The organism is Streptomyces sp. SP18BB07 (assembly GCF_036322545.1).
In the GTDB taxonomy this organism is placed as follows: domain Bacteria; phylum Actinomycetota; class Actinomycetes; order Streptomycetales; family Streptomycetaceae; genus Streptomyces; species Streptomyces deccanensis.
The window spans coordinates 28,739-51,275 of record NZ_JAQYWT010000218.1; the positions used below are offsets into that span (position 1 = coordinate 28,739).

Annotated in this window: 22 protein-coding genes; 11 read left to right on the forward strand and 11 right to left on the reverse strand. The window is 72.9% G+C overall.

Going from position 1 to position 22,537, the window contains the following annotated elements; all coding sequences use genetic code 11:
* Positions 1–28: 28 nt before the first annotated feature.
* The 3 genes from PUR53_RS04250 to PUR53_RS04260 all read right to left on the reverse strand — a co-directional run bounded on the left by PUR53_RS04250 (position 29) and on the right by PUR53_RS04260 (position 3,384).
* On the reverse strand, positions 29–913 hold the full coding sequence (locus tag PUR53_RS04250; RefSeq protein WP_329895614.1) for a hypothetical protein: 885 nt from the start codon (positions 911–913) through the stop codon (positions 29–31).
* A 148-nt stretch (positions 914–1,061) separates the two neighbouring features.
* A complete protein-coding gene (locus PUR53_RS04255; protein WP_329895615.1) occupies positions 1,062–2,585 on the reverse strand; it encodes a hypothetical protein in 1,524 nt (507 codons plus the stop codon).
* 100 nt (positions 2,586–2,685) lie between these two features.
* Positions 2,686–3,384: a GntR family transcriptional regulator gene (locus PUR53_RS04260; protein ID WP_329895616.1), complete on the reverse strand. Its 699-nt coding sequence runs from the start codon at positions 3,382–3,384 to the stop codon at positions 2,686–2,688.
* Positions 3,385–3,526: 142 nt separating this feature from the next.
* Between PUR53_RS04260 and PUR53_RS04265 the strand changes: the two genes are divergently transcribed.
* From PUR53_RS04265 to PUR53_RS04285, 5 genes are read left to right on the forward strand one after another with little or no spacing between them, the layout of a single operon-like run.
* Positions 3,527–4,846, forward strand: a complete 1,320-nt coding sequence (locus tag PUR53_RS04265; protein ID WP_329895617.1) for an MFS transporter — start codon at positions 3,527–3,529, stop codon at positions 4,844–4,846.
* 5 nt (positions 4,847–4,851) lie between these two features.
* Positions 4,852–5,697, forward strand: coding sequence for a putative hydro-lyase (locus PUR53_RS04270; RefSeq protein WP_329895618.1), 846 nt, complete (start codon positions 4,852–4,854; stop codon positions 5,695–5,697).
* 52 nt (positions 5,698–5,749) lie between these two features.
* Positions 5,750–6,508 carry a LamB/YcsF family protein gene (locus PUR53_RS04275; RefSeq protein ID WP_329907418.1) on the forward strand — a complete coding sequence of 253 codons (759 nt, stop codon included), beginning with the start codon at positions 5,750–5,752 and terminating at the stop codon, positions 6,506–6,508.
* A complete protein-coding gene (locus PUR53_RS04280; protein WP_329895620.1) occupies positions 6,505–7,116 on the forward strand; it encodes a 5-oxoprolinase subunit B family protein in 612 nt (203 codons plus the stop codon). Before PUR53_RS04275 ends, PUR53_RS04280 begins: the two co-directional genes overlap by 4 nt.
* On the forward strand, positions 7,113–7,985 hold the full coding sequence (locus tag PUR53_RS04285) for a biotin-dependent carboxyltransferase family protein (RefSeq protein ID WP_329895621.1): 873 nt from the start codon (positions 7,113–7,115) through the stop codon (positions 7,983–7,985). The genes PUR53_RS04280 and PUR53_RS04285 overlap by 4 nt, the downstream gene beginning before the upstream one ends.
* A 43-nt stretch (positions 7,986–8,028) precedes the next feature.
* Here the strand turns inward: PUR53_RS04285 and PUR53_RS04290 are convergent, their stop codons facing one another.
* The 5 genes from PUR53_RS04290 to PUR53_RS04310 all read right to left on the reverse strand — a co-directional run bounded on the left by PUR53_RS04290 (position 8,029) and on the right by PUR53_RS04310 (position 13,524).
* Positions 8,029–8,961 (reverse strand): SGNH/GDSL hydrolase family protein, encoded by a 933-nt coding sequence (locus tag PUR53_RS04290; protein ID WP_329895622.1) that lies wholly within the window; start codon positions 8,959–8,961, stop codon positions 8,029–8,031.
* A complete protein-coding gene (locus tag PUR53_RS04295) occupies positions 8,958–10,145 on the reverse strand; it encodes a glycosyltransferase (RefSeq protein ID WP_329895623.1) in 1,188 nt (395 codons plus the stop codon). Before PUR53_RS04295 ends, PUR53_RS04290 begins: the two co-directional genes overlap by 4 nt.
* Entirely contained in the window at positions 10,142–11,272 is a 1,131-nt protein-coding gene (locus tag PUR53_RS04300; RefSeq protein WP_239752366.1) for a glycosyltransferase family 4 protein, read from the reverse strand. Before PUR53_RS04300 ends, PUR53_RS04295 begins: the two co-directional genes overlap by 4 nt.
* Positions 11,273–11,411: 139 nt before the next feature.
* Entirely contained in the window at positions 11,412–12,830 is a 1,419-nt protein-coding gene (locus tag PUR53_RS04305; RefSeq protein WP_329895624.1) for a HEAT repeat domain-containing protein, read from the reverse strand.
* A gap of 301 nt (positions 12,831–13,131) precedes the next feature.
* Positions 13,132–13,524 carry an ankyrin repeat domain-containing protein gene (locus PUR53_RS04310; RefSeq protein WP_329895625.1) on the reverse strand — a complete coding sequence of 131 codons (393 nt, stop codon included), beginning with the start codon at positions 13,522–13,524 and terminating at the stop codon, positions 13,132–13,134.
* Positions 13,525–13,795: 271 nt separating this feature from the next.
* On the opposite strand from PUR53_RS04310, the gene PUR53_RS04315 reads away from it, so the two are divergent.
* Together PUR53_RS04315 and PUR53_RS04320 are read left to right on the forward strand one after the other, a co-directional pair.
* Positions 13,796–13,990: a hypothetical protein gene (locus tag PUR53_RS04315; RefSeq protein ID WP_005485586.1), complete on the forward strand. Its 195-nt coding sequence runs from the start codon at positions 13,796–13,798 to the stop codon at positions 13,988–13,990.
* A gap of 37 nt (positions 13,991–14,027) precedes the next feature.
* Positions 14,028–15,578 (forward strand): ABC transporter ATP-binding protein, encoded by a 1,551-nt coding sequence (locus PUR53_RS04320; RefSeq protein WP_329907419.1) that lies wholly within the window; start codon positions 14,028–14,030, stop codon positions 15,576–15,578.
* 81 nt (positions 15,579–15,659) lie between these two features.
* On the opposite strand, the gene PUR53_RS04325 is transcribed toward PUR53_RS04320, so the two are convergent.
* On the reverse strand, positions 15,660–17,159 hold the full coding sequence (locus tag PUR53_RS04325) for an SCO1417 family MocR-like transcription factor (RefSeq protein ID WP_329907420.1): 1,500 nt from the start codon (positions 17,157–17,159) through the stop codon (positions 15,660–15,662).
* Between the two features lie 63 nt (positions 17,160–17,222).
* Here PUR53_RS04325 and yczE point away from each other — a divergent pair, with 63 nt between their 5' ends.
* From yczE to PUR53_RS04345, 4 genes are all read left to right on the forward strand, one after another.
* Entirely contained in the window at positions 17,223–17,933 is a 711-nt protein-coding gene (yczE, locus tag PUR53_RS04330; RefSeq protein WP_329907421.1) for a membrane protein YczE, read from the forward strand.
* On the forward strand, positions 17,930–18,697 hold the full coding sequence (locus tag PUR53_RS04335) for a glycerophosphodiester phosphodiesterase (protein ID WP_329907422.1): 768 nt from the start codon (positions 17,930–17,932) through the stop codon (positions 18,695–18,697). Before yczE ends, PUR53_RS04335 begins: the two co-directional genes overlap by 4 nt.
* Positions 18,698–18,738: 41 nt before the next feature.
* On the forward strand, positions 18,739–20,103 hold the full coding sequence (locus PUR53_RS04340) for an MFS transporter (protein ID WP_329895630.1): 1,365 nt from the start codon (positions 18,739–18,741) through the stop codon (positions 20,101–20,103).
* Positions 20,104–20,369: 266 nt separating this feature from the next.
* On the forward strand, positions 20,370–20,744 hold the full coding sequence (locus PUR53_RS04345; protein WP_003977404.1) for an RNA polymerase-binding protein RbpA: 375 nt from the start codon (positions 20,370–20,372) through the stop codon (positions 20,742–20,744).
* Between the two features lie 274 nt (positions 20,745–21,018).
* On the opposite strand, the gene fxsA is transcribed toward PUR53_RS04345, so the two are convergent.
* Complete coding sequence (gene fxsA / locus PUR53_RS04350; protein ID WP_329907423.1) at positions 21,019–21,609, reverse strand: FxsA family membrane protein; 591 nt, start codon at positions 21,607–21,609, stop codon at positions 21,019–21,021.
* 46 nt (positions 21,610–21,655) lie between these two features.
* A complete protein-coding gene (locus tag PUR53_RS04355; RefSeq protein WP_329901367.1) occupies positions 21,656–22,474 on the reverse strand; it encodes a polyprenol monophosphomannose synthase in 819 nt (272 codons plus the stop codon).
* Between the last annotated feature and the right edge of the window lie 63 nt (positions 22,475–22,537).

A 22,537-nucleotide genomic window follows, 5' to 3' on the forward strand; every position in this document is an offset into this window, starting at 1 on the left:
CGGTTGCGGGGTCAGGGCGGTTGCGGGGTCAGGAGGGTGAGTGGAACGGCAGTCCCGCGTCGGCCACCAGCTCCAGGTCGTCGGTGTCCTCGGCGGGCAGCAGTGTGGCCGAACCGTCGGTGACGGGGACCACGCCCAGCTCCAGCAGTTCGGCCATCGCGGCGCTGCCCGCCATGTCCCGCACCTGGAGCTGGTAGCGCGCGGTCGTGCGGTACGTACCGCCGTTGTCGTCGCCCGTGCGCTGGAGGAAACCCGAGTCGGTCAGGAAGCCCACCGCCTTGCCGATGATGCCGGTGGTGGACCCGGCGAGTCGGCGGGCATCCTTGGTGGCCCCGGTGGAGCTGCGTCTGGCCCAGATCCGCCAGGCCGACTCCAGGCCGGGCGCCTCGGTCGCCGGGTCGGTGTTCTCCCCCTGCTCCTCGGCCCGCTCCTCCAGCCGCCGACAGGCCTGCCGTACGAAGGCGTCGACCCCGTTGACCGAGACCCGGCCGATGTATCCGTCGTCCGCGAGGTCCTCCGGGCGGGGGAACGCCATCGCGGCCACCGCGAGATGGGCCAGCCCGTGCAGGAACCGGTCCACCGAGTCCGCCGACGTCCGCCGTGCGTACTCCCCCATCCGCACGGCGAACACCGAGTCCTCGGCGGCGGTCACCGCCATGCCGGCCCGCGGCGACACCTCCAGCACGACCAGCCCCAGCCCGGTGGCGACGGCGTCGGCGAGCCGGGCGAACGCCGGATCCTCCCGGTACCGCCGCAACAGCTCGCCGTACTCCTGGTCACGGGCGGGCTGCAACTTCGGCTGCAGCCCGAAGGCGACGAGCCGAGCGGCGTCGGCGGCGTCGGCGGGAGTGAGGGCGGCAGCCACCGGAGCGGCCGGCGCCTCCGGCTCGCTCCACTCGACATGCTCACTCACGACAAGAACTCCTCGATCTCATAACCAGGGCGTACGGCGAGCGCCCTCGCAGGGGCGTGGGGCTGTGACAGAGGCGGCTCAGCCGCGTTTGCGCGACCGGCCACGGGCAAGCCGCTCTCGATCAGCGGCCGGAAGCCTGACGGCGTTCTCACACGGCCTCCCTGTCCGCTGCCATTCCCGCGGAGTCCAGCAGAGCCATCCCCACGATCAGATCCGCTCCGCCGAACTCGGGATCGTCCAGCTCCACCCCGTCGTCCACGGCGAACAGCAGCTTCTCCTCGCCCTGCCGGTAGGCCGTACCGACCGGCGGACTTGCCGCGTGGACGGCCAACAGGGCGACCAGGTACGGCAGTTCGGGATCCTGCAGCCGGGCCTGAGCCAACAGCCCGGACAGCCGCCGGGGCGCGTCCGCCGGCAGGTCCAGCAGCCGCTTCGCCGCGGCCAGCTGCTCCTCGCTGAACCGGCTGTCGTCGGGCGTGGCGATCAGGTCCGGCTCCGGCATCTCCGCGCCGAGGTGCTCCCGCTCGACGGGCGGGGTGAACAGCAGCTCCACGAGGTCCCCCACCCGCACGGACCCGGGCGTGCGCAAGCCGGTGCCGCGAGCGAAGAACGCGTCGGTCACCCGCCGGGCCTGCTCCACGGGCAGCGGCAGCAGGGGTCCGAAGAGATGGCCGTACAGATCGATCCCGGAGGTCGTCATCGGCGTGGCGAAGGCCTGCCGGTCCTGCTCGGCACGGAACAGCGGCCCGGCCTCCAGCAGCCGGGACTGCAACTGCGTGTGCCGCCGGATGCAGTCCTTGACGATGTCGACGAGCTCGGCGGCGCGCCGCTTCTGCTCGGGTTCCTCGGACTCGTCCCGGGCCTTGCGGATGTTGGTGAGGATCGCGTTCTCGTGGCGGTAGCGGTCGGCGACGTGGTCGAGGGCCTCGGCGATCATGTCGGGCACGGTCCGCAGCCAGTCCACCGCGCGGACGTTGCGCCGGGTGGCGTCCAGGGCCCTGCGCAGCGTCTCGGAGTACTGCACGGTCCGGTAGCGGGCCTGCTCGGCGGCGAGCTGGGCGTCGGCGAGGCGGCCCCGGCTGATCAGGACCTCCAGCTTGACCTCGGCGGCGATCTGGGCGCTGGTGACATCGGTGTCGAGGGCGCCCACGAGGACGTTGACGGCCTCGTCGGTCGTCCGGAGGTAGACACCGCCGCCGTAGCCGGGGACCTCTTCGATCAGCTTGAAGTCGTAGTCGCGGCGGACGTAGGTGCCGTCGGGCGCGAAGGTCCCGTACACGGCCCGGAAGCCGCGGTCGACGCTGCCGACGTTGATCAGGTTCTCCAGGACCCAGCGGGCCACCCGCTCGTGCTCCTCGACGGGCCGCCGGGGGGCCTGGGCGGCGATGCGCGGGATGAGGCGGGCGACGATCTGGTCGTGGTCCGCGCCCGTGTCGAAGTCCATGTTCAGGGTGACCAGGTCGATGGCGGCGAGGGCGACCTCGGCCATGCCGTACACCGTGTACTCACCGGCGAGGTTCGCCTTGCGCGCGTCCAGGTCGTGCAGCGGCGCGGTGCAGGCGAGCGCGCGCAGCCGCCGCGCCAGTCCCTCGTCGGCGGCCGGCCCCGGCGCGGGGCGCGGCCCCGCGCTGAGCTGGGGCGGAACACTGTCCGTCGATGCGGGTGAAGTCACGGTGCACAGACTAGGTCCTGGGTCTGACATCGACCCAAACGCGCCGCCGGGCGGGCCCCTCGCCGTTCACGGGGCGCTGCCGCTCACGGGGCGCTGCCGTTCACGGGGCGCTGTCGCGGACCCTCCGCCCGTAGACCTCCACCAGCCCCCGGAGCGAGTCGTCGAGATACGCCGCCAGCATCCGCTCGGCCTCGTCCCGCTCCCCGCGCCGCAGCGTCTGCAGGATGAGCTGGTTGCGTGCCAGGTACGGCTCGTACAACTTGCGCGGGTTGTCCACCACGTGGAAGGCGAGCCGGAGTTCGGCGAAGACGCTGCGCATCAGCTCGTCGGTGCGGGCGCTGCCGGCGAGGGCGACCAGTTCGCGGTGGAAGTGGATGTTGGCGGTGGACACCCCTTTCCAGTCGCCTTCGCGGGCCTCGCGCTGCCCCTCCGCGACGGCTGCGGCGAGCCCCTCCAGGCCGTACGGCGGCTCCCCGAGCCCGTGCACGACGGCGCACTCGACGAGGCGGCGGGTGCGGTAGATGTCCTCCACGTCCTCGACGGTCAACACCCGTACGAAGACGCCCCGGTTGAGCTCGTGGACGAGGAGCCGTTCATGGGTGAGCAGGCGGAACGCCTCGCGGAGGGTGTTGCGGGAGACACCGAGGGCGCCGCCGATGCTGTCCTCGGACAGCCGGGTCCCGGGCGGGAAGAAGCCCTCGGCGATGCGGCTGCGGAGGATGTCCGAGACCCGCTCGGCGGTGCTGGTGCGCCCCAGGAGGGCGCGGTCGTCGGCAAGTCCCGTCAGTTCGGCGGCCATGCCGGAATTCAATCGCAGAGAGGAGAACGAAACAACAGGGGTATTGAAGGATCGTTCAACGATCCTCTACCTTGCTGGACAGGCGCCCTCCGCACCACGGCTCAGTCCTCACGCACCCTCCCCCCCTCACCGCGAGGTGCACATGAGTACGAACCCCCCTTCCCAGGCCCTGACCTCCACGAGCAAGCCCGACCCCGACGGCCGGCCCGCCGACGACGGCCCCCTCGGCTGGCTGCGGGCCCTCGGCCCGCGCGGCCGCCGCGCCTTCGGCGGCGCGTTCGGCGGCTACGCCCTCGACTCCTACGACTACTTCACACTGCCGCTGAGCATGGTCGCGCTCACGGCCTACTTCGGCCTGGACAACGGCCAGACCGGGCTGTTCACCACGGTCACCCTGGTCGTCTCCGCGATCGGCGGCGCCGCCGCGGGTGTGCTCGCGGACCGGATCGGCCGGGTCAAGGCGCTGATGATCACCGTGATCACGTACGCCGTGTTCACCGTGGCCTGCGGCTTCGCGCCCAACTACGAGACCCTGCTGGTGTTCCGCGCCCTCCAGGGGCTCGGCTTCGGCGGTGAGTGGGCGGTCGGCGCGATCCTCGTCGCCGAGTACGCGAGCGCCAAGCACCGGGGGCGTACGCTCGGCGCGATCCAGAGCTCCTGGGCCGTGGGCTGGGGTCTGGCCGTGATCGTCTACACGATGGTCTTCTCCTTCTTCGACGACGACCTGGCCTGGCGGGTGATGTTCTGGACCGGCGCGCTGCCCGCGCTGCTCGTGATCTGGGTGCGCCGGTCGGTCGAGGACGCCCCGCAGGCCGCCGCCGCACGCGAGAACAGCGCCGAGAAGGGCTCGTTCGCCGCGATCTTCCGGCCGGGCACGGCCGCCGCACCGGGGCTGCTGCGCACCACGGTCTTCGCGGTGCTGCTGTCCACCGGCGTCCAGGGCGGCTACTACACGCTGGCGACCTGGGTGCCCACCTATCTGAAGACGGAGCGCGGTCTGTCAGTCGTCGGCACCGGCGGCTACCTCACGTTCCTGATCTCCGGCGCCTTCATCGGCTACCTCACCGGCGGCTATCTCACCGACCTGCTGGGCCGCCGCCGGAACATCTGGCTCTTCGCCGTGCTCTCGGCGCTGTGCATCCTGGCGTACGCGAACATCCCCAACGGCGCCAACACCCTGCTGCTGGTGCTGGGTTTCCCCCTCGGGTTCTGCATGTCGGCGATCTTCAGCGGCTTCGGTTCGTACCTCAGCGAGCTGTACCCGGTCGCCGTCCGCGGCACCGGACAGGGCTTCACGTACAACACCGGGCGCGCGGTGGGCGCCGTCTTCCCGACCACGGTCGGCTTCCTGGCGGACAGCTGGGGCGTCGGCGGCGCGCTGGTCTTCGGCGCGATCGGCTACGGCCTGGCGGCGGTGGCCCTGCTCGGCCTCCCGGAGACACGCGGAAGGGAACTGCTGTGAACCCCATGACCACGCGGCACCCCGGCCCGGCCGCCGCCCCGCACGACCGGCCCTTCGCCTCCATCGACCCGCACGCGCACGCGTGGACCCCCGAAGAGGCGCGCGCCCGGTTCCGTACCGGCGTGGCGGGCCCCACGGCGGGAGTGGCCGCCGGGCACACCCAGGCGAACCTGATCTCGGTGCCGGCCGACTGGGCGTACGACATGCTGCTGTTCTGCCAGCGCAACCCCAAGCCGTGCCCCGTGCTCGACGTCACGGACGCCGGCGCGTGGACGACCCCGCTCGCCCGGGGCGCGGACCTGCGCACCGACCTGCCGCGCTACCGGGTGTGGGAGGACGGCGAGTTGGTGGCCGAGCCGACGGACGTGGTCGACGTCTGGCGGGCGGACCTGGTGTCGTTCCTGATCGGCTGCAGTTTCACCTTCGAGTCGGCGCTGACCGGGGCGGGCGTCCCGATGCGCCACGTCGAGCAGGGCCGCAACGTGTCCATGTACGTCACCTCCCGCCGCTGCCGGCCCGCCGGGCGGGTGCGCGGCCCGCTGGTGGTGTCGATGCGTCCGGTGCCGCCCGAGCACCTGGCGGCGGCGATCCGGGAGAGCAGTCTGCTGCCGGCCGTGCACGGTGGCCCGGTGCACTGCGGCGAACCGACCGGCCTCGGCATCGCGGACCTGTCCCGTCCGGACTTCGGCGACCCCGTCGACGCCGAACCCGATGACATCCCGGTGTTCTGGGCCTGCGGGGTGACACCCCAGGCCGCCGTGATGGCATCACGCCCGCCGTTCGCGATCACGCACGCCCCGGGTCAGATGTTCCTGACCGACGCCCGCGACGAGCAGTACCGCGTGCTCTGACGCACACGCTCCGACGCACCAGCTCCGACGCACAAGCAGGAGAATGGGATTCATGAGCTCGATCGATCTCAACGCCGACCTCGGCGAGGGCTTCGGCCGCTGGACGCTGACCGACGACGAGCGGCTGCTGTCCGTCGTCACCAGCGCCAACGTGGCCTGTGGCTTCCACGCGGGGGACGCGGTCACCATGCGGCGGGTCTGCGAGCTGGCGGCCGAGCGTGGTGTCCGGATCGGCGCCCAGGTCTCGTACCGCGACCTGGCGGGCTTCGGGCGGCGCGCGATGGACGTGCCGCCCGCCGAACTGGCGGCCGAGGTGGCGTACCAGATCGGCGCCCTTGAGGTCTTCGCACGCGCGGCGGGCACGCGGGTGTCGTACGTGAAGCCGCACGGCGCGCTCTACAACCGCGTCGTGCACGACGAGCTGCAGGCGGCCGCGGTCGTCGACGGGGTGCTCCTCGCCGACGCCGCGCTGCCCGTCCTCGGACTGCCCGGCTCACGGTTCCTCGGCCTGGCGGCGGCGGCCGGGCTGCCCGCCGTCACCGAGGCGTTCGCGGACCGCGCCTACACCGACCTGGGCACGCTGGTGCCGCGCGGTCAGGACGGTGCCGTCATCACGGACGGCGACGCGGTGGTGGCCCGGTCGTTGAGCCTCGCCGCGGAAGGCACCGTCACGTCCCACTCCGGCGCGCCCATCCCCGTCCGGGCCCGCTCCCTCTGTCTGCACGGCGACACACCGGGCGCGGTGGAGCTGGCCCGGCGGGTGCGGACCGCTCTGGCGGCCGCCGGCGTGCGCGTGGAGGCGTTCTCATGAGAGCCCTGCCGGTCGGGGACCGCGCCCTGCTGATCGAGGTGGCGACGGGCGAGGAGGCCGAAGCCCTGCACGCCGAGCTGCTCCGCCGCCGCGCGACGGGCGACCTGTCGGCGACCGAGATCGTGCCGGCCGCCCGTACGGTCCTCCTGGACGGCCTGGACGCCCCGTCCCGCCTCGCCGAACGCCTGGTCTCCTGGGACATCCCGCCGGTCCCGCCGCGCGCGGAGGACGTCGTCGAGATCCCCGTCCGGTACGACGGCCCCGATCTGCCGGACGTCGCCGCCCACTGGGGTGTCGACGAGGCCGAGGTGGTCCGCGTGCACGCGGGCGCCGAGTACCGCGTGGCGTTCTGCGGCTTCGCCCCCGGCTTCGGGTATCTCACGGGGCTGCCCCGCGAGGTCCCGCGCCGGGCGACCCCGCGCACGTCGGTCCCTGCGGGGTCGGTCGCCCTGGCCGGCCCGTACACCGGCGTCTACCCGCGCGCGTCCCCCGGCGGCTGGCAGCTCATCGGCACGACGGACGCGGTGCTGTGGGACCACGCGCGCGTGCCGGCCGCGCTGCTGGCGCCGGGCACCCGGGTCCGCTTCATCCCCTTGGAGACGCCGTGACGGACGATGCCCTCGTGGTGGTCCGCGCGGGCGCCCTGACCACCGTCCAGGACCGGGGCCGCCCGGGCCACGCCCACCTCGGCGTGCCCCGCTCGGGCGCCCTGGACGCGCCGGCGGCCGCCCTGGTCAACCGTCTGGTGGGCAACGCCCCGGAGGCGGCCGTGCTGGAGACCACCCTCAACGGCTGCTCCGTGCGGCCCCGCTCGGCGGTGGTCGTGGCCGTCGGCGGTGCCCCCGGCCCGGTCACCGTGGACGGCCGCCCGGCCCCGTGGGGCGCGCCCGTACGGGTCCCCGGCGGCGCCCTCCTCGACATCGGCCCCGCCCGCTCGGGTGTACGCGGCTATCTCGCCGTCTCCGGTGGTGTGGCCGTCGAACCGGTGCTGGGCAGCCGCTCCACGGACCTGTTGTCGGGCCTCGGTCCGCCCCCGCTGACGGACGGCACCGTGCTCCCGCTCGGCCGCCCGAGCAGCCCGCACGCGCGCGTGGACGTCGTCCCGCACCCCGCACCGCCCTCGGAGCTGGTCCTGCGCGTCACCCTGGGCCCGCGCGACGACTGGTTCACGGACACGGCGCTGCGCACCCTCACCAAGCATCCCTACGCCGTGTCGTCCGCGAGCAACCGCATCGGGCTGCGCACGGAGGGACCCGCCCTGGAGCGCTCCCGGCCGGGTGAACTCCCCAGCGAGGGGATGGTGCTGGGCGCCGTCCAGGTGCCGCCGGACGGCCGTCCGGTCGTCTTCCTCGCCGACCACCCGACCACCGGGGGCTATCCGGTGATCGCGGTCGTCCACCCGGCGGACCTGCCCGGCGCGGCCCAGGCCACGCCCGGCACGCCGGTGCGGTTCGTCGCCGTACGGCACCGCCGCTGACCGGGGGTGGCGCCCGGCGTCGGTCCGGTCGCCCCGGGCCGCCTCACGCCACCTCCGGCCGTTGCTCGGGGGCGGACAGCGCGGCCAGGGCCGACGCGACCGCGTGGGAGGCGGACAGGTCCAGCCGGGCGCTGGTACCGCGCGCCTTGTGGCGTACCTCGGCGGCGGCGAGGGCCAGGAGCTGCGGGAGCAGATCGGTGCAGCGCCGGGCCACCCAGCCCGTTCCCGCGGTGGCCAGCCACCAGAAGCCGGCGGCGCGGCCTGGCGCCTCGAACTCGGGCTCGGCGGAGGGCGCGGGGCCCGCGGCGATCCCCGCCTCGGCGAGCAGGGCGTGGAAGCGGAGGGCGAGCTGCCGGTGTCCCCGTTCGCCGGGGTGCAGCCGGTCCGCGCTCCACATCGCGCGGTCCGTCAGCCAGGCGCCCTCCGAGGCGTGCAGATGGACGGCTCCGTGGCGCTCGGACAGGGCGTGCACGACGGTGTTGACGGCCCGCTGCCGCCGGGCGAGGGGCCTGGCGAGCGCCCCGGGCAGGCCGAGCATCGCCCCGGGATCGGGCAGACAGGCGGTGAGCAGCACCGCTCCGCGCTCCCGGAGCGCCCCGTAGACCGCGTCGAGGCGAGCGGTGACGGCGTGGATGTCGAAGGTGCACCGCAGGGTGTCGTTGACGCCGATGACGACCGAGGCGATGTCCGGGCGGAGGTCGAGCGCGGCGGACAGCTGCCGCTCCAGGACGTCACGCGTCTGGGAGCCGCTGACGGCCAGGTTGACGAACTCCACGGTGGGCCCGACGCCCAGCCCCGCCTGGAGCCCCACGCCCGACCCACGGCCTGGCCCCCCATCCGACCCACCGCCCGGCCCCACGTCCGCCCGGAGCCCTTCGGCGAGCAGCGCGGCCCAGCCCCGCCAGCCGCCTTCGACGGGGTCGCCCACGCCCTCGGTGAGGGAGTCGCCGAGGGCCACGAACCGCAGGGCTCTCATCCCACGCCCTCCCGCACCGGGCGCCCGACGGTCGCGTCGTGCGCGGTGAGGAAGGCGTCCACCGCGGTCTGCCAGCCGAAGCACTCGGCACGCGCGCGTGCCGCCTCCCTGCGCTCGCCCTCGGTGCGGTCCAGCAGCAGTTCGACGGCGTCCGCGAAGGACTCCCCGTTGTCGGCCGCCGTGGCACCGGCCGAGCCGATGACCTCCGGCAGCGCGGAGGAGGAGCTGGCCACCACGGGCGTACCGCAGGCCATGGCCTCCAGAGCGGCCAGCCCAAACGTTTCGGCGGGCCCGGGGGCCAGGGCCACGTCGGCGGAGGCCTGCAGGGCGCCCAGTGTCTCGCGGTCGCCCACGTGCCCGAGGAAGGTCACCGGCAGCCCCTTGGCCCGCTGTTCGAGCCTGCCGCGCAGGGGGCCGTCACCGGCGACGACGAGCACGGCCCGCCGCCCGCGTCGCAGCAGCGCCTCCAGGGCGTCGAGGGCCGTGCCGGGCCGCTTCTCCACGGACAGCCGGGAGCACATGACCAGCAGAACCTCGTCCTCGCGCGCGTGCCGCTCCCGCAGCCCCGGGTCGCGCAGGGCAGGGTGCCGTCCCACGAGGTCGACGCCCAGGGGGGCCCGGACGACGTTGCGCGCACCGATCCGCACGAACTCCCGTTCGGCGAACTCGGTGGTGCACACCACCCGCGAGTAGGTGTGGGCCGTACGGACGTTGAGGCTGTCCGAGGCCCGTCGGGCCATTCCCTCGGACAGCCCCCAGGTCCGCAGGACCCCGTCGGCGGTCTCGTGCGAGACCATCACCGCGCGCACCCTGGCCCGCCGCGCCCACTTCCCCGTCCAGCGCAGCGTCGTCCGGTCGGAGACCTCCAGCCGGTCGGGCCCCAGCGACTCCAGGAGGCCGGCCACCCGCCCCTTGTCCATGAGGACCCGGTAGCCGCCGGTGCCCGGCAGCAGCGGTCCGGGCAGGGTGATCACCCTGCCCTGCTCGGTCGCGCGGTCGGTGTACCGCTCACCGGGCACGATCAGCACGGCCTCGTGCCCGGCCGCCTCGTACCCCCGGCCCAGCTCCCGCAGCGCGGTCCGCAGTCCGCCCGAGGAAGGGGCGACGAAGTTGGCGAGCCGCACGATCCGCAGCCCGGTCCGGGCACCGTCCCTCGGTGCTCCCGCGACAGCGGCCCCGCTCATGCCGCCACCGCCGTCCGCGCCGTCAGCACGTCGGCGTAGTGCCCGATGAGCTGGTCGCCGACGGCCGCCCAGGTGCGCCCCTCGACCATGGCCCGTCCGGCGGCCCCGTAGGCGGCCCGCAATGCCGGGTCGGCGGCGAGCGACCACACGGCGTCGCGTACGGCGGCCGCGTCGCGCGGCGGGACCAGGAGCCCCGTGCGCCCGTGGGCGACGAGGTCCAGCGGGCCCCCGGCGGCCGGCGCCACCACGGGCACCCCGCTGGCCATGGCCTCCTGCACGGTCTGGCAGAAGGTCTCGAAGGGGCCGGTGTGGGCGAAGACGTCGAACGAGGCGAAGATCCGCGCGAGTTCGTCGCCGGTGCGGCGCCCCAGGAAGACGGCTCCCGGCAGGGCTTCGCGCAGCCCCGGTTCGCTCGGCCCGTCGCCCACGACGACGACCCGCACGCCCTCCAGACCGCACACACCCGCGAGCAGCTCGATCTGCTTCTCGGGGGCGAGACGGCCGACGTAGCCGACGATCAGCTCACCGTTCGGTGCCAGTTCGCGGCGCAGGGCCTCGTCGCGCAGCTCGGGGCGGAACCGGACGGTGTCGACACCGCGCGGCCACAGGCTGACCCGGGGCACACCGTGTGCCTCCAGGTCGCGCAGGGCCGCGCTGGACGGGGCGAGGGTGCGGTCGGCGGCGGCGTGCACGGAGCGGATGCGCCGCCAGGCCGCCGCCTCACCGGCGTGGACGTAGGTGCGGGCGTATCCCGCGAGGTCGGTCTGGTAGATGGCGACGGCGGGAACACCGAGCCGGGCGGCGGCGGCCATGCCGCGCACGCCGAGGACGAAGGGGCTGGCCAGGTGGACGATGTCGGCCCGGTGCTCGACGATCGCCGCGGCGACCCTGCGGCTGGGCAGGGCGACGCGGACCTGGGGATAGCCCGGGAGCGGGAGGGAGGGGACGCGGACGACGGGGCACGGCGCCTGGAGGTCGGCTCCGGCACCGGTCCCCTGGGCGGTGGCCGGGGCCACGACGAGCGGGGCGTGCCCCCGCGCGACGAGGTGCCGCGCGGTCTGCAGGGCGCAGTGGGCCACGCCGTTCACATCGGGGGGAAAGGACTCGGTCACTATGACGACACGCATACCGGTGTTGTCGTCGTGCTGGACGTGGCCGCGTCAACGTGGATCTTTCCGGACGAGGAACGTCCCATGAGCGTTGCGCTGCACACATGTCCAGGTCAGACCGTGTCCATGCCCTCCTGACCTCCGGGTCACGGGGTGTTCACATTGCGGGCATGTCAGGACCGATTCGGCTGCGTACGGCTGTCTGGACCTCGGCCTCCTCGGCCGGGTCGGCGGCGAGCCTGCGGAGTTGGTCGACGACGCGCGCGTCTCCCGTCTCGGCGTGCCGGGCGGCGATCTCGCGGGTGGTCTCCTCGCAGTCCCAGAGGCACTCGACGGCGAAGCCGGCCGCGAAGGAGGGGTCGGTGGCGGCGAGTGCGCGGGCGGCGCGGCCGCGGAGGTGGGAGGAGGCGGTCTCGCGGTAGATGTGGCGCAGAACGGGCGCGGCGCAGACGATGCCGAGGCGTCCGGTGCCGTCGACGAGCGTCCACAGGGTCGGCGCGTCCGGTCCTTCGCCGCGTACGGCCTCGCGCAGCGCGCCCAGCACCAGTTCGCTGTCCTTGGTCCCGCCGAGACAGGCGAGCACGCGTCCGGCGGCGGCGCCGAGGGGGTCGGGCCGGTGCACCCAGCCGCGTGCCCGGTCGACGGCGGCCATACTGCGCATCCGTTCGAAGGCGGCGACGGCGGCCTCCACGACCATCGTCGTGCCGTCGGTCACGGCGCCCTCGATCAGGTCGAGGGCGTCGGGATCGTTGCCGTCGGCGAGGTAGCGCAAGGCGGTGCAGCGGGCGCCGTCGTCGCCCGACCGGGCGGCGGCGAGGATCTCGGGCCGGTCCTCGGGGCCGGCGACGGCGGTCAGACACCGGGCGGCCGGCACATGGAGGACGGCTCCGCGTTCGATGCCCTGCTGGGCCCACTCGAACACGGCCCGGACACTCCACCCGGGCCGGGGCCCGCTCGGTCGCATCTGCCGCTGCCAGCGGTCGAAACAGCCGGTCTCGTGGGCGGCCCGCACGCGGGTGGCGATCGCCTCACGGGGGTCGTCGGCCCACAGCCGCCAGGGCCGGGGTTCGAAGGAGTCACGGACGGTGGCGGCCAGCTCGGCCTCGCCCTCCGGATCGGTGGTGAAACGGGCCAGCACGGGTTCGGCGAGGGAGCGCAGCCCCTCGTCGTCGTCCCGCAGGGCCAGCTCGTCCAGGGCCCAGGCCCAGCTGGTGCCCACGGCGGCGTACCTGCGCAGCAGTTCGAGAGCGTCCCGCCTGCCGTACGAGGCGAGGTGCCCGAGGACCGCGAGGGCCAGGCCCGTGCGCGACTCGTCGGTGTCGAGCACGTCCTCGACGTCGAAGAGGTGCCGCTCGATCTCGTCGAGCTCACCGCTCAGGTCGAGGTAGAGACGGGCGTAGTACAGGGAGCGGTTCTCCACCTGCCAGTCGTGGCGGGGGTCGCTCAGCACACAGTGGTTCAGCGCCGCGAGCGCCTCGGCCCGCGGGGCGGTGAGCGCGTGCAGGGTGCCGTCGCCGCGGCCCCGCTGCAGCAGGCCGAGCAGCGTACCGCTGGGCGCTATGACCGGTTCGAACATGGGAAACAGCCTCACATCAAGCGTCGACGCAACCGGGATCCTGCATTACCTGGCCGCGTGACAACACGTCGGTGCGCCCGCCGTCTCTTGCTTGCTGAAGACCATCTTCCTCTGCCTCTCGTCGGTGGCCCATGCGGACCGCGTCACGGCCCACGCGGTGCGGCAACACCTGCCCAGCCGTCATGTCCGTGAATCACGACGTCATGATGACCCGGCGGTTCTTCCTGCCGCGACCGAAATTTCCGGCGGCCCCGTACCGCCTCCCCCGTCTTTTGCGTTTTACCTGGTCAGAACATGTTGATCAGTGTGCTGCGAACAGTTCGAGCAGTTCCGTCTTCCCGAACATGCGTGCGGTGTCGACCGCGTTCGGCGTGCCCGCGGCCGGGTCGGCCCCGGCGTCCAGGAGGACCCGGATGACGCTCTCCTCGCCCTTGAAAACCGCCCCGGCGAGGGGAGTCTGGCCGCGGTCGTTGACCCGGTCCGCCTCCCCGCCCCGAGCCAGGAGCTCCCGTACGGCGTCGGCGTGACCGTGGTACGCGGCGAGCATCACGAGCGAGTCGCCGCGGTCGTTGGTGAGGTCGGCCGGCACACCCGCGTCGACGTACCCCACGAGCGCCTCGGTCTCCCCCCGCCGGGCCAGATCGAAGATCTTGGTCGCCAGCTCCACGACCTCCGGGTCGGGGGCTTCGCTCATCGCCGGGACCACCTCTCACATACGCACTTCGAGCCGAACGGGTGAATCGTCAGGGTACTGGCTCGACGCGCACATCAGCGGACAGAGCCGAGGCAAAGATCACACCGAGTCCCGTCGCGCGCAACAGCCCAGCCCGGACGGCCCAGCCCCGGTGCGACCACTTGGGCGAAAACTTCCATATTTCACCCATATGCATCTTTTATCGTATGGATACATCCTGTGACCCTGGAAGAACTCATGGTGATTGTCCCCATCAACCAGGAGAGCCCAAATGATCCTGAACATCTCAGGCGTCGTCCTGCTCGGCGTCATCGTCTTCCTGTTCTTCCGCAAGGACGGCCTGAAGGCATCGCACTGCATCGTCGTCACGCTCTTCGGCTTCTACCTCGCCAGCACGGGCATCGCCCCGAGCATCACAGCGGGCGGCGAGAGCCTCGCGAGCCTCCTCGGCGGGATCAAGTTCTGACCCCGCCCCCATCCGCACGCACCCCCAGGAGACAGCCGTGGCCCGGGTCACCCTCCCCCGCATTCTGAGCACCGGTGGCGCGCACCTCGCCAGGAGCCGGGAGCTGGCCCGGACCGCGGCCGACGGCGCCACCGACATCCTCCACCCGTTGATCACGATCACGCGTGGACTGCGCCGGCTGGTCGCCGCCGGGCGCCGCAGATGGGCCGAGACCCCGAACGACCGTCGCGGGTCACTGCTCTTCCTCGCGGCCTCGATCGTCCTGGTCGTGACCCTGGTGCCGTACGGCCCGCTGCTCGCCGTCATCGCCCTGATGGCGGCGGCGGCGTGGGCGGGCCGCGAGGGTGCCGTCACCGAGCCGGCCGGCCCGGACGAGTCCCAGACCCAGCGCCTGCGCTCCCTCTACGAGGCGCTGGTCCCCTCCTTCTCGGCCGCGGAGGACCCCGAGCCGCTCTACACGCACGGCGGTGCCTGGGACAAGGCCTTCCCCACGTACGCGTTCGACGGCACCGGCCGCGTCTGCCGGCTGCTGATCCGCTACCCGGCGTACTTCCCGGACGGCGAGGCCGAGGCCCGCGCACGCGTCGAGCAGTTGCTGCACACCAAGGCGGGCCGCGGCCGCGAGTACCGGTTCACCTGGGACGAGGAGGGCAACGAGCTCACCGTCGCCGTCCTCCCCCCGCTCGCCACCGACATCACCGCCCAGCGCTTCGTGACGGCACCGGGCGAGACGGTCCTCGGCTTCACCGACGAGACCCACGTCCAGCGCACCCTTCCCCTGTCCTCCGGGGAGGAGCAGCGGGACGTGCCGCCGGTCGTCTGGCGCACCGGCGTCCGGTCCACCGAACCGCATCTGCTGGCCGTGGGCGAGCCCGGCAGCGGCACCACGACCCTGCTCCGCTCGATCGCCCTCCAGGCGCTCCAGCACGGCGACGTCGTCATCGTCGAGGGCGGCGGCAGCGGTGAATACGCGTGTCTCACCGGCCGCGACGGGGTGCTCGCCGTGGAGAGCGGACTCTCCGGGGCCCTGGCGAGCCTGGAGTGGGCCTCCCAGGAGACGGAGCGCCGGCTGATCGCCACGAACCGGGCCCGGCAGGCGGGCCATCCACCGCCCGACGACATCCGCCGGCCCCTCTGGCTCCTCCTCGACCGCCCGAGCGTGCTGTCCCACCTCGCCGCGGCCGAGGGCCGGCCCGACCCGCAGTCCCTCCTCCAGATCCCCCTCCGACACGGCCGCGCGGTCGACGTCGCCGTCGTGATCACCGAACAGTTCGACCATCTGGACTCCCTCACGGACGCGGTACGTCAGCACACGCGCGCGCGTGTCGTCCTCGGCCCCGCCTCCCCCGAACAGGTGGAGACGGTCCTGGGCGCCGCGCCCCCCACCACGCCCACCCCGGACATGCCGCCGGGCCGCGGCTACGCCCGGCTGGGCCCGGCCCCCGCGCTCCGCCTCCAGGTCCCCACCACCCCGGACCCCTACGACGACACCACCCCGGAACCCGACCGCCAGGCAGTCCTGGACCTGCTCCCGCCGCACACACCCGCGGCGGACGCGTTCACGAAGGCGGCCCCGGCGGAGACGTGAGCCCCACCGCGGGCAGTCATGTAGACGGCACGGGTGGGCGGGTGTGCGGCGGCACCCGCCGCACACCCGCCCACCGACCCTTCACGCCACGAAGGTCCGCGGCCCCTCACCCCCACCCGAGGCCCCGTCCCGCACCAACCGTGCCGCGGCCGCCAACCGCACCGCCGCCTCCTCGGCCACCGCTCCCCCCACCGTGAACGGCAGCCGCACATACCCCTCGAACGCCCCGTCCACCCCGAACCGGGGCCCGGACGGCACCCGAACCCCCACCCGCTCCCCCACCTCGGCGAGCCGCGACCCCGAGAGCCCCCCGGTGCGGACCCACAGCGTCAGCCCACCCCGGGGCTCCGAGAACTCCCAGTCCGGCAGTTCCCTACGCACGGCGGCCACCAGGTCGTCCCGGTTCTCCCGGGCCTGCGCCCGCCGCACCCCCACGGCCTGCGCCCAACCCCCCGTACTCATCAGCCAGTTCACGGCCAACTGCTCCAACACCGGCGTCCCCAGATCCGCGTACGCCCGAGCCGCGACCAGACTCCGGATCACATCCGGCGCCGCCCGCACCCACCCGATCCGCATCCCCGCCCAGAACGCCTTGCTGGCCGACCCGACGGTGATCACCGTGGACCCCGCCGGATCGAACGCGCACACGGGCCTCGGCATCTCCACGCCATCGTCGAGCCACAGCTCGCTCATCGTCTCGTCGGCGACCAGCACCGTCCCGGCGCCCCGAGCCGCGTCGACGAGCCCACGCCTGCGGTCATCGTCGGCGAGCGCCCCGGTCGGGTTGTGGAAGTCGGCGACGACGTACGCCAGTCGGGGCGCCGCGTCCCGCAGCACCTGCCGCCACCGGTCCATGTCCCACCCGGCGAGCCCGTCCGCCATGGCCACCGGTACCAACCGCGCCCCCGCCTCCCGCATCAGCTGCAGGATGTTGGCGTACGACGGCGACTCCACCGCGATCCGCTCACCGCGCCCCGCGAAGAGATGGCAGATGGCGTCCATGGCCCCCATGGCCCCGGTGGTCACCATGATCTGCTCGGGCATCGTCGGGATGCCGCGCGCGGTGTACCGGTCGGCGAGCATGGAGCGCAGGGCGGGCAGCCCGGCTGGGTAGTCGCCGTGCGTGTGGGCATAGGGCGGCAGTTCCTCCAACGCGCCCTGCACGGCCCGGGTGAGCCAGGGCTCCGGCGCGGGCAGGGCCGCGCAGCCCAGGTCGATCATCGAGCCGAGCGCCTCGGGCGGCAGCGGCTCCAGGCCACGCGCGGGCAACGGCTTTCCCGCCGGTACGGCGGTCCAGCTGCCCGCTCCCCGCCGGGACTCCAGGAACCCCTCCGTGCGCAGCGCCTCGTAGGCCGCCGCCACGGTCGTACGGCTCACGGAGAGGGAGAGCGCCAGCTCCCGCTCGGCGGGCAGCCGGGCGGCGACGGGCACCCGGCCCTCCAGCACCAGCAGACGGATCCCGTCGGCGAGCGCGCGATAGGCGGGCGGGCGGCGGGTGCCGGGGCCGGCGGGACGCTCCTGCTGCGAGGTGAGCAGCCGCGCCAGCTGAGCCGCGCCGACCGCCGAAGTCCACTGCGCCATGATTCCAGTCCACCTTCCGCGAATTGGCCATGGATGCCAACTTTCTCCAAGCCACAGAGTGTCATGCGTCAGGCCACCGGCACCACCAGGGGGGAAGCCTTGCCCGCACAGCACGAACCACAGCACGAGCCACAGAGGCACACGGGCCGCCGGCTGGTCCAGCTCTACACCGGTCTCGCGCTGTACGGCGCCAGCTCCGCGCTCCTCGTACGCTCGGGTCTCGGCCTGGAGCCGTGGAACGTGCTGCACCAGGGCCTGGCGGAGCTGACCGGCCTGACCATCGGAGTGGTGTCGATCGTCGTGGGCGCCGTGGTGCTGCTCCTGTGGATCCCGCTCCGTCAGCGCCCGGGCCTCGGCACGGTCTCCAATGTCTTCGTGGTGGGCATCGCGATGGACGCCACCCTGGCGCTGGTGCCGGAGGCGCACTCCATGGCCGTACGGATCCCCCTGCTGGCCGCCGGGATCGTGCTGAACGGCGCGGCGACCGGCCTCTACATCGCGGCCCGCTTCGGCCCGGGCCCGCGTGACGGCCTGATGACGGGGCTGCACCGACGTACCGGCCGCTCGCTGAGGCTGATGCGGACAGCCGTGGAGGTGGCGGTGCTGGCGACCGGCTTCGCCCTCGGCGGCACGGTCGGGGTGGGCACCCTGCTCTACGCCCTCTGCATAGGCCTCCTCGCCCAGTTCTTCCTGCGGGTGTTCGCCGTGCCCTCGGGATCCGGCAGCACGGTCGTTGCCACCGGTCCATCGAAGCGAGCCATACTGCCCGGGTGACCGCCCCCATACGCCACCCCTACCTCGACCACCCGGGCCCGATCGCCTTCGCCCACCGGGGCGGGGCGGCCGACGGCCTGGAGAACACCACCGCCCAGTTCCGGCGGGCGGTGGAGTCGGGCTACCGCTACATCGAGACCGACGTCCACGCCACGCTCGACGGCAAGCTCGTCGCGTTCCACGACTCGACCCTGGACCGGATGACCGACGGGGCGGGCCGGATAGCCGACCTGCCGTGGAAGGAGATCCGCCGCGCGCGCGTGGCGGGCGCCGAGCCGGTCCCCCTCTTCCAGGATCTCCTGGAAGAGTTCCCCGACGTCCGCTGGAACATCGACGTCAAGGCGGAGCCGGCCCTCCACCCCCTGCTCAACCTCATCGCCCGTACCGAATCCTGGGACCGGGTCTGCGTCGGCTCCTTCTCCGAGTCCCGGGTGGCCCGCGCCCAGCGTCTCGCCGGTCCGCGCCTGGCCACCTCCTACGGCACGAGCGGCGTACTGGGGCTGCGGCTGCGGTCGTGGGGCGTCCCCGCCACGGTGCGGCGCTCGGCGGTCGCCGCGCAGGTGCCCGAGTCGCACGCGGGGGTGCCCGTGGTCGACCACCGGTTCGTGCGGGCGGCCCACGCGCGCGGCCTGCAGGTGCACGTCTGGACCGTGAACGAACCGCAACGTATGCACCGACTCCTGGACCTGGGCGTCGATGGCATCATGACCGATCACATCGACACGCTGCGCAAGGTGCTTGAGGACCGGGGGGCCTGGGTCTGACGCCCTCGCGCGGCCCGTTCACGGGGAAGCGAGGGGCACGGGTGGGCACCGACACCGTGCGGACGGACGAGGCCGACGAGGCCGCGGGCAGGCGGCGCGAACAGCGCGGCTGGTACTTCTACGACTGGGCCTGCTCCGTCTACTCGACCAGCGTCCTGACCGTGTTCCTCGGCCCCTATCTGACCGAGGTCGCCAAATCCGCAGCCGACCCCGACGGCTACGTCCACCCCCTGGGCATACCGGTGCGCGCCGGCTCCTTCTTCGCGTACTCGGTGTCCCTGTCGGTGATCCTCGCCGTGGTGATCATGCCGCTGGTGGGCGCGGCCGCCGACCGTACGGGCCGCAAGAAGCCCCTCCTGGCCGCGACCGCCTATGTCGGCGCGGCCGCGACGGCGGGCATGTTCTTCCTGGACGGCGACCGCTATCTGCTCGGCGGCGTCCTGCTGATCGTGGCGAACGCGGCGCAGTCCGTGGCGATGATGCTCTACAACTCCTACCTGCCCCAGATCGCCCCGCCCGAGGAACGCGACGCCGTCTCCTCCCGTGGCTGGGCCTTCGGCTACGCGGCGGGCTCCCTGGTCCTGGTCGCGAACCTGATCCTCTTCACCGCCCACGACTCGTTCGGCATCTCCGAGGGCATGGCCGTCCGCATCTGCCTGGCCTCGGCGGGCCTGTGGTGGGGCGCCTTCACCCTGATCCCGCTGAACCGTCTGCGCGACCGGCGTCGACCGGCCGGAGAGTCCGCGGGGGCCGAGGGGGCGACGGCCCCAGGGCTGCGTCAACTGGCCGCCACCGTCCGTGACATGCGCCGCCACCCGCTGACCCTGAGCTTCCTCCTCGCCTACCTCGTCTACAACGACGGCATCCAGACGGTGATCTCCCAGGCCTCGGTGTACGGCTCCGAGGAACTCGACCTGGAGCAGTCCACGCTCATCGTGGCGGTGCTGCTGGTGCAGGTCCTGGCGGTGGGCGGCGCCCTCGGCATGGGCCGGCTCGCCCGCCGCTACGGCGCCAAGCGCACCATCCTGGGCTCCCTGGTCGCCTGGACGCTGATCCTCGCCGCCGGCTACTTCCTCCCGGCGGGCGCCCCCCTGTTCTTCTTCGTCCTCGCCTCGGGCATCGGGCTGGTCCTCGGCGGCAGCCAGGCCCTGTCCCGCTCCCTCTTCTCCCACCTCGTGCCGCCCGGCAAGGAGGCCGAGTACTTCGCCGCGTACGAGATGAGCGACCGCGGCATGAGCTGGCTGGGCCCGCTGCTGTTCGGCGTGACCTACCAGCTGACCGGGAGTTATCGGGACGCGATCATCTCGCTGGTGGCCTTCTTCGTCCTGGGATTCGCCCTGCTCACGAGGGTTCCGGTGCGCCGGGCGATCAGCGACGCGGGCAACCCCGTGCCGGACAGGATTTAGCGCTGGAAGCGAAAGGGCTGTAGTGTACGCGTTTGGCCTGCCAGGCGTACCGTTACTGCGCGTCAAAGAAGCCGAAACGCTGGGTGACATCTGCTGTCAGATGTGACAAACCGGGCGCCGGTGGGTACAACAAGGGCGGCTACGACGGCGACGCATGACCCGGAACGGGACACGGAACGGGAATCTTTACCGCCGACCGGACGTTGACCGGATGACGACGACAGCGACACCTGTCCTGTGGGCGACAAGCCCGGGAGGCACGATTCATGAGTGAGCGAGCTCTTCGCGGCACGCGCCTCGTGGTGACCAGCTACGAGACGGACCGCGGCATCGACTTGGCTCCGCGCCAGGCCGTGGAGTACGCATGCGAGAAGGGGCACCGCTTCGAGATGCCCTTCTCGGTCGAGGCGGAGATTCCGCCGGAGTGGGAGTGCAAGGTCTGCGGGGCCCAAGCACTCCTCGTGGACGGCGACGGCCCTGAGGAAAAGAAGGCCAAGCCCGCGCGTACGCATTGGGACATGCTGATGGAGCGGCGCACCCGTGAGGAACTCGAAGAGGTCCTCGAAGAGCGCCTTGCGGTCCTCCGCTCCGGCGCGATGAACATCGCGGTACATCCGCGAGACAGCCGCAAGTCCGCGTAACCCCTCCGGGGGTCGGGCGGACACACAGCGCAACCGATGACCGCGGGCGCCGTACGAACATGTACGGCGCCCGCGGTCTTTGTCATGCGTTGTCGGGTGCGGCTCCGGTGGGGGGTCGAAGGGGCGCAGCGCCTGCTTTTTGAGGGGCGCGGGGAACTGCGCGAGAAGCCCCACCGGACGGACGCTTGGGGGTCGAAGGGGCGCAGCCCCTTGAGGATGGGACGGGTAGGGGCGGCGGGGGCGAGAAACCCGTCAGTTGCTGACGAGAAACCCGTCAGTTGCTGAGCGGCGGATACGGCCCAGCCGGCGGCGCGTCGTCCCGGATCACCTCACCCGGCACCACCTTCCCGTCGGGCCGATGAATACGCGCCTGCTGAAACGCGTCCCCGAAACTCCCCGCCCCCGCCTCACGAATCTTCCGCTCGAAGGTCCGCTCCGTATAACGCCCCAACGCCCTCTGCACCGGCGGAATCAACAGCACCAGCCCCACCACGTCCGAGACCAGCCCCGGCAGCATCAACAACAGACCCCCCAGCATCAGGAAGCCGTTGCCCTCGCTCTTCCCGGAACCAGCCCCGGAACCGGAACCGGGTTCGGCCCCGGCCGCCCCGCCCTGCTGCTGTTGCAGCGTCTCGGACAACGCCCGGAACGCCCGCCGCCCGGCCCGCTTGACCACAGCCGAGCCGCCGACGAACCCGGCGACGAGCAGCAGGAAGACGGTGAACCCGCCGGCCGCGCCCGCGACCACCGTGAGCAGCCAGATCTCCAGCACCAGCCAAGCGGCGACGCCCAACGGCAGAAACGTGCGCAGCCGGGAACGCCGGGGCCGGGCGGGGTGGGTCGAGGACGGAACGCCAGTCGTCATGCTCCCAGTGTGCCTGGCCCAGGCTCAGCACGGGATAAGGGGATGATCAGGCTTTCTTGTCGTCCCGTCCCGGCGCCTTGTCGTCCCGTCCCAGCACCTTGCCGACCCGCTCCCCCACTCCCCACGCCGTGACCCGCCACAGCGCCTCGACGAGGATGTCGCGGCTCATCTTGGAGTCGCCCAGCTCGCGCTCGACGAACGTGATGGGCACCTCGACGACGTGGTAGCCCGCCTTGATCGCGCGGCGGGCGAGGTCGACCTGGAAGCAGTACCCCTGGGAGGCGACCTCGTCGAGGCCGAGCCCTTCGAGGGTCTCGCGGCGGAACGCCCGGTAGCCGCCGGTGACGTCACGGACGGGGACGTCGAGCAGCACGCGCGAGTAGAGGCTGCCGCCACGGGAGATGAACTCGCGGGACTTGGGCCAGTTCACCACGCGCCCGCCCGGCACCCAGCGGGAGCCGAGGACGAGGTCGGCGCCCTTGAGCGCGGTGAGCAGGCGGGGCAGTTCCTCGGGCTGGTGCGAGCCGTCGGCGTCCATCTCGATGAGGACGCCGTAGCCCTTCTCCATTCCCCAGTGGAAGCCCGCGAGGTAGGCCGCGCCGAGCCCTTCCTTGCCCTTGCGGTGCAACACCTGGACGTGGTCGTCCTCGACGGCCAGTTCGTCGGCGAGCTTGCCGGTGCCGTCGGGGCTGTTGTCGTCGGCCACCAGCACGTGCGCGTCGGGAACGGCCTTGCGCACCCGGCCCACGATCGCCTTGATGTTCTCCGCCTCGTTGTAGGTCGGGATGATCACCAAGGCCGTGCCGAGCGGGCCGAACCGCCTCTCCTGGCCTTGAGCCGCGAGGGTCCCGTCGCCGTCGTTCACTGCTGCCCCTTCAAGTCCTCCGTACGCAGGGAACCACCATAGTGGCCGCGGCCTGCGATGGAG

Bases quoted from the DNA above. Each gene is read 5' to 3' on its own strand.
- PUR53_RS04295 (WP_329895623.1), bottom strand. From the start codon at position 10,145: ATGAGCGGGGCCGCTGTCGCGGGAGCACCGAGGGACGGTGCCCGGACC.
- PUR53_RS04265 (WP_329895617.1), top strand. From the start codon at position 3,527: ATGAGTACGAACCCCCCTTCCCAGGCCCTGACCTCCACGAGCAAGCCC.
- PUR53_RS04325 (WP_329907420.1), bottom strand. From the start codon at position 17,159: ATGGCGCAGTGGACTTCGGCGGTCGGCGCGGCTCAGCTGGCGCGGCTG.
- PUR53_RS04315 (WP_005485586.1), top strand. From the start codon at position 13,796: ATGATCCTGAACATCTCAGGCGTCGTCCTGCTCGGCGTCATCGTCTTC.
- PUR53_RS04290 (WP_329895622.1), bottom strand. From the start codon at position 8,961: ATGAGAGCCCTGCGGTTCGTGGCCCTCGGCGACTCCCTCACCGAGGGC.
- PUR53_RS04305 (WP_329895624.1), bottom strand. From the start codon at position 12,830: ATGTTCGAACCGGTCATAGCGCCCAGCGGTACGCTGCTCGGCCTGCTG.
- PUR53_RS04260 (WP_329895616.1), bottom strand. From the start codon at position 3,384: ATGGCCGCCGAACTGACGGGACTTGCCGACGACCGCGCCCTCCTGGGG.
- PUR53_RS04310 (WP_329895625.1), bottom strand. From the start codon at position 13,524: ATGAGCGAAGCCCCCGACCCGGAGGTCGTGGAGCTGGCGACCAAGATC.
- PUR53_RS04275 (WP_329907418.1), top strand. From the start codon at position 5,750: ATGAGCTCGATCGATCTCAACGCCGACCTCGGCGAGGGCTTCGGCCGC.
- fxsA (WP_329907423.1), bottom strand. From the start codon at position 21,609: ATGACGACTGGCGTTCCGTCCTCGACCCACCCCGCCCGGCCCCGGCGT.
- PUR53_RS04300 (WP_239752366.1), bottom strand. From the start codon at position 11,272: ATGCGTGTCGTCATAGTGACCGAGTCCTTTCCCCCCGATGTGAACGGC.
- yczE (WP_329907421.1), top strand. From the start codon at position 17,223: ATGCGTCAGGCCACCGGCACCACCAGGGGGGAAGCCTTGCCCGCACAG.
- PUR53_RS04270 (WP_329895618.1), top strand. From the start codon at position 4,852: ATGACCACGCGGCACCCCGGCCCGGCCGCCGCCCCGCACGACCGGCCC.
- PUR53_RS04345 (WP_003977404.1), top strand. From the start codon at position 20,370: ATGAGTGAGCGAGCTCTTCGCGGCACGCGCCTCGTGGTGACCAGCTAC.
- PUR53_RS04280 (WP_329895620.1), top strand. From the start codon at position 6,505: ATGAGAGCCCTGCCGGTCGGGGACCGCGCCCTGCTGATCGAGGTGGCG.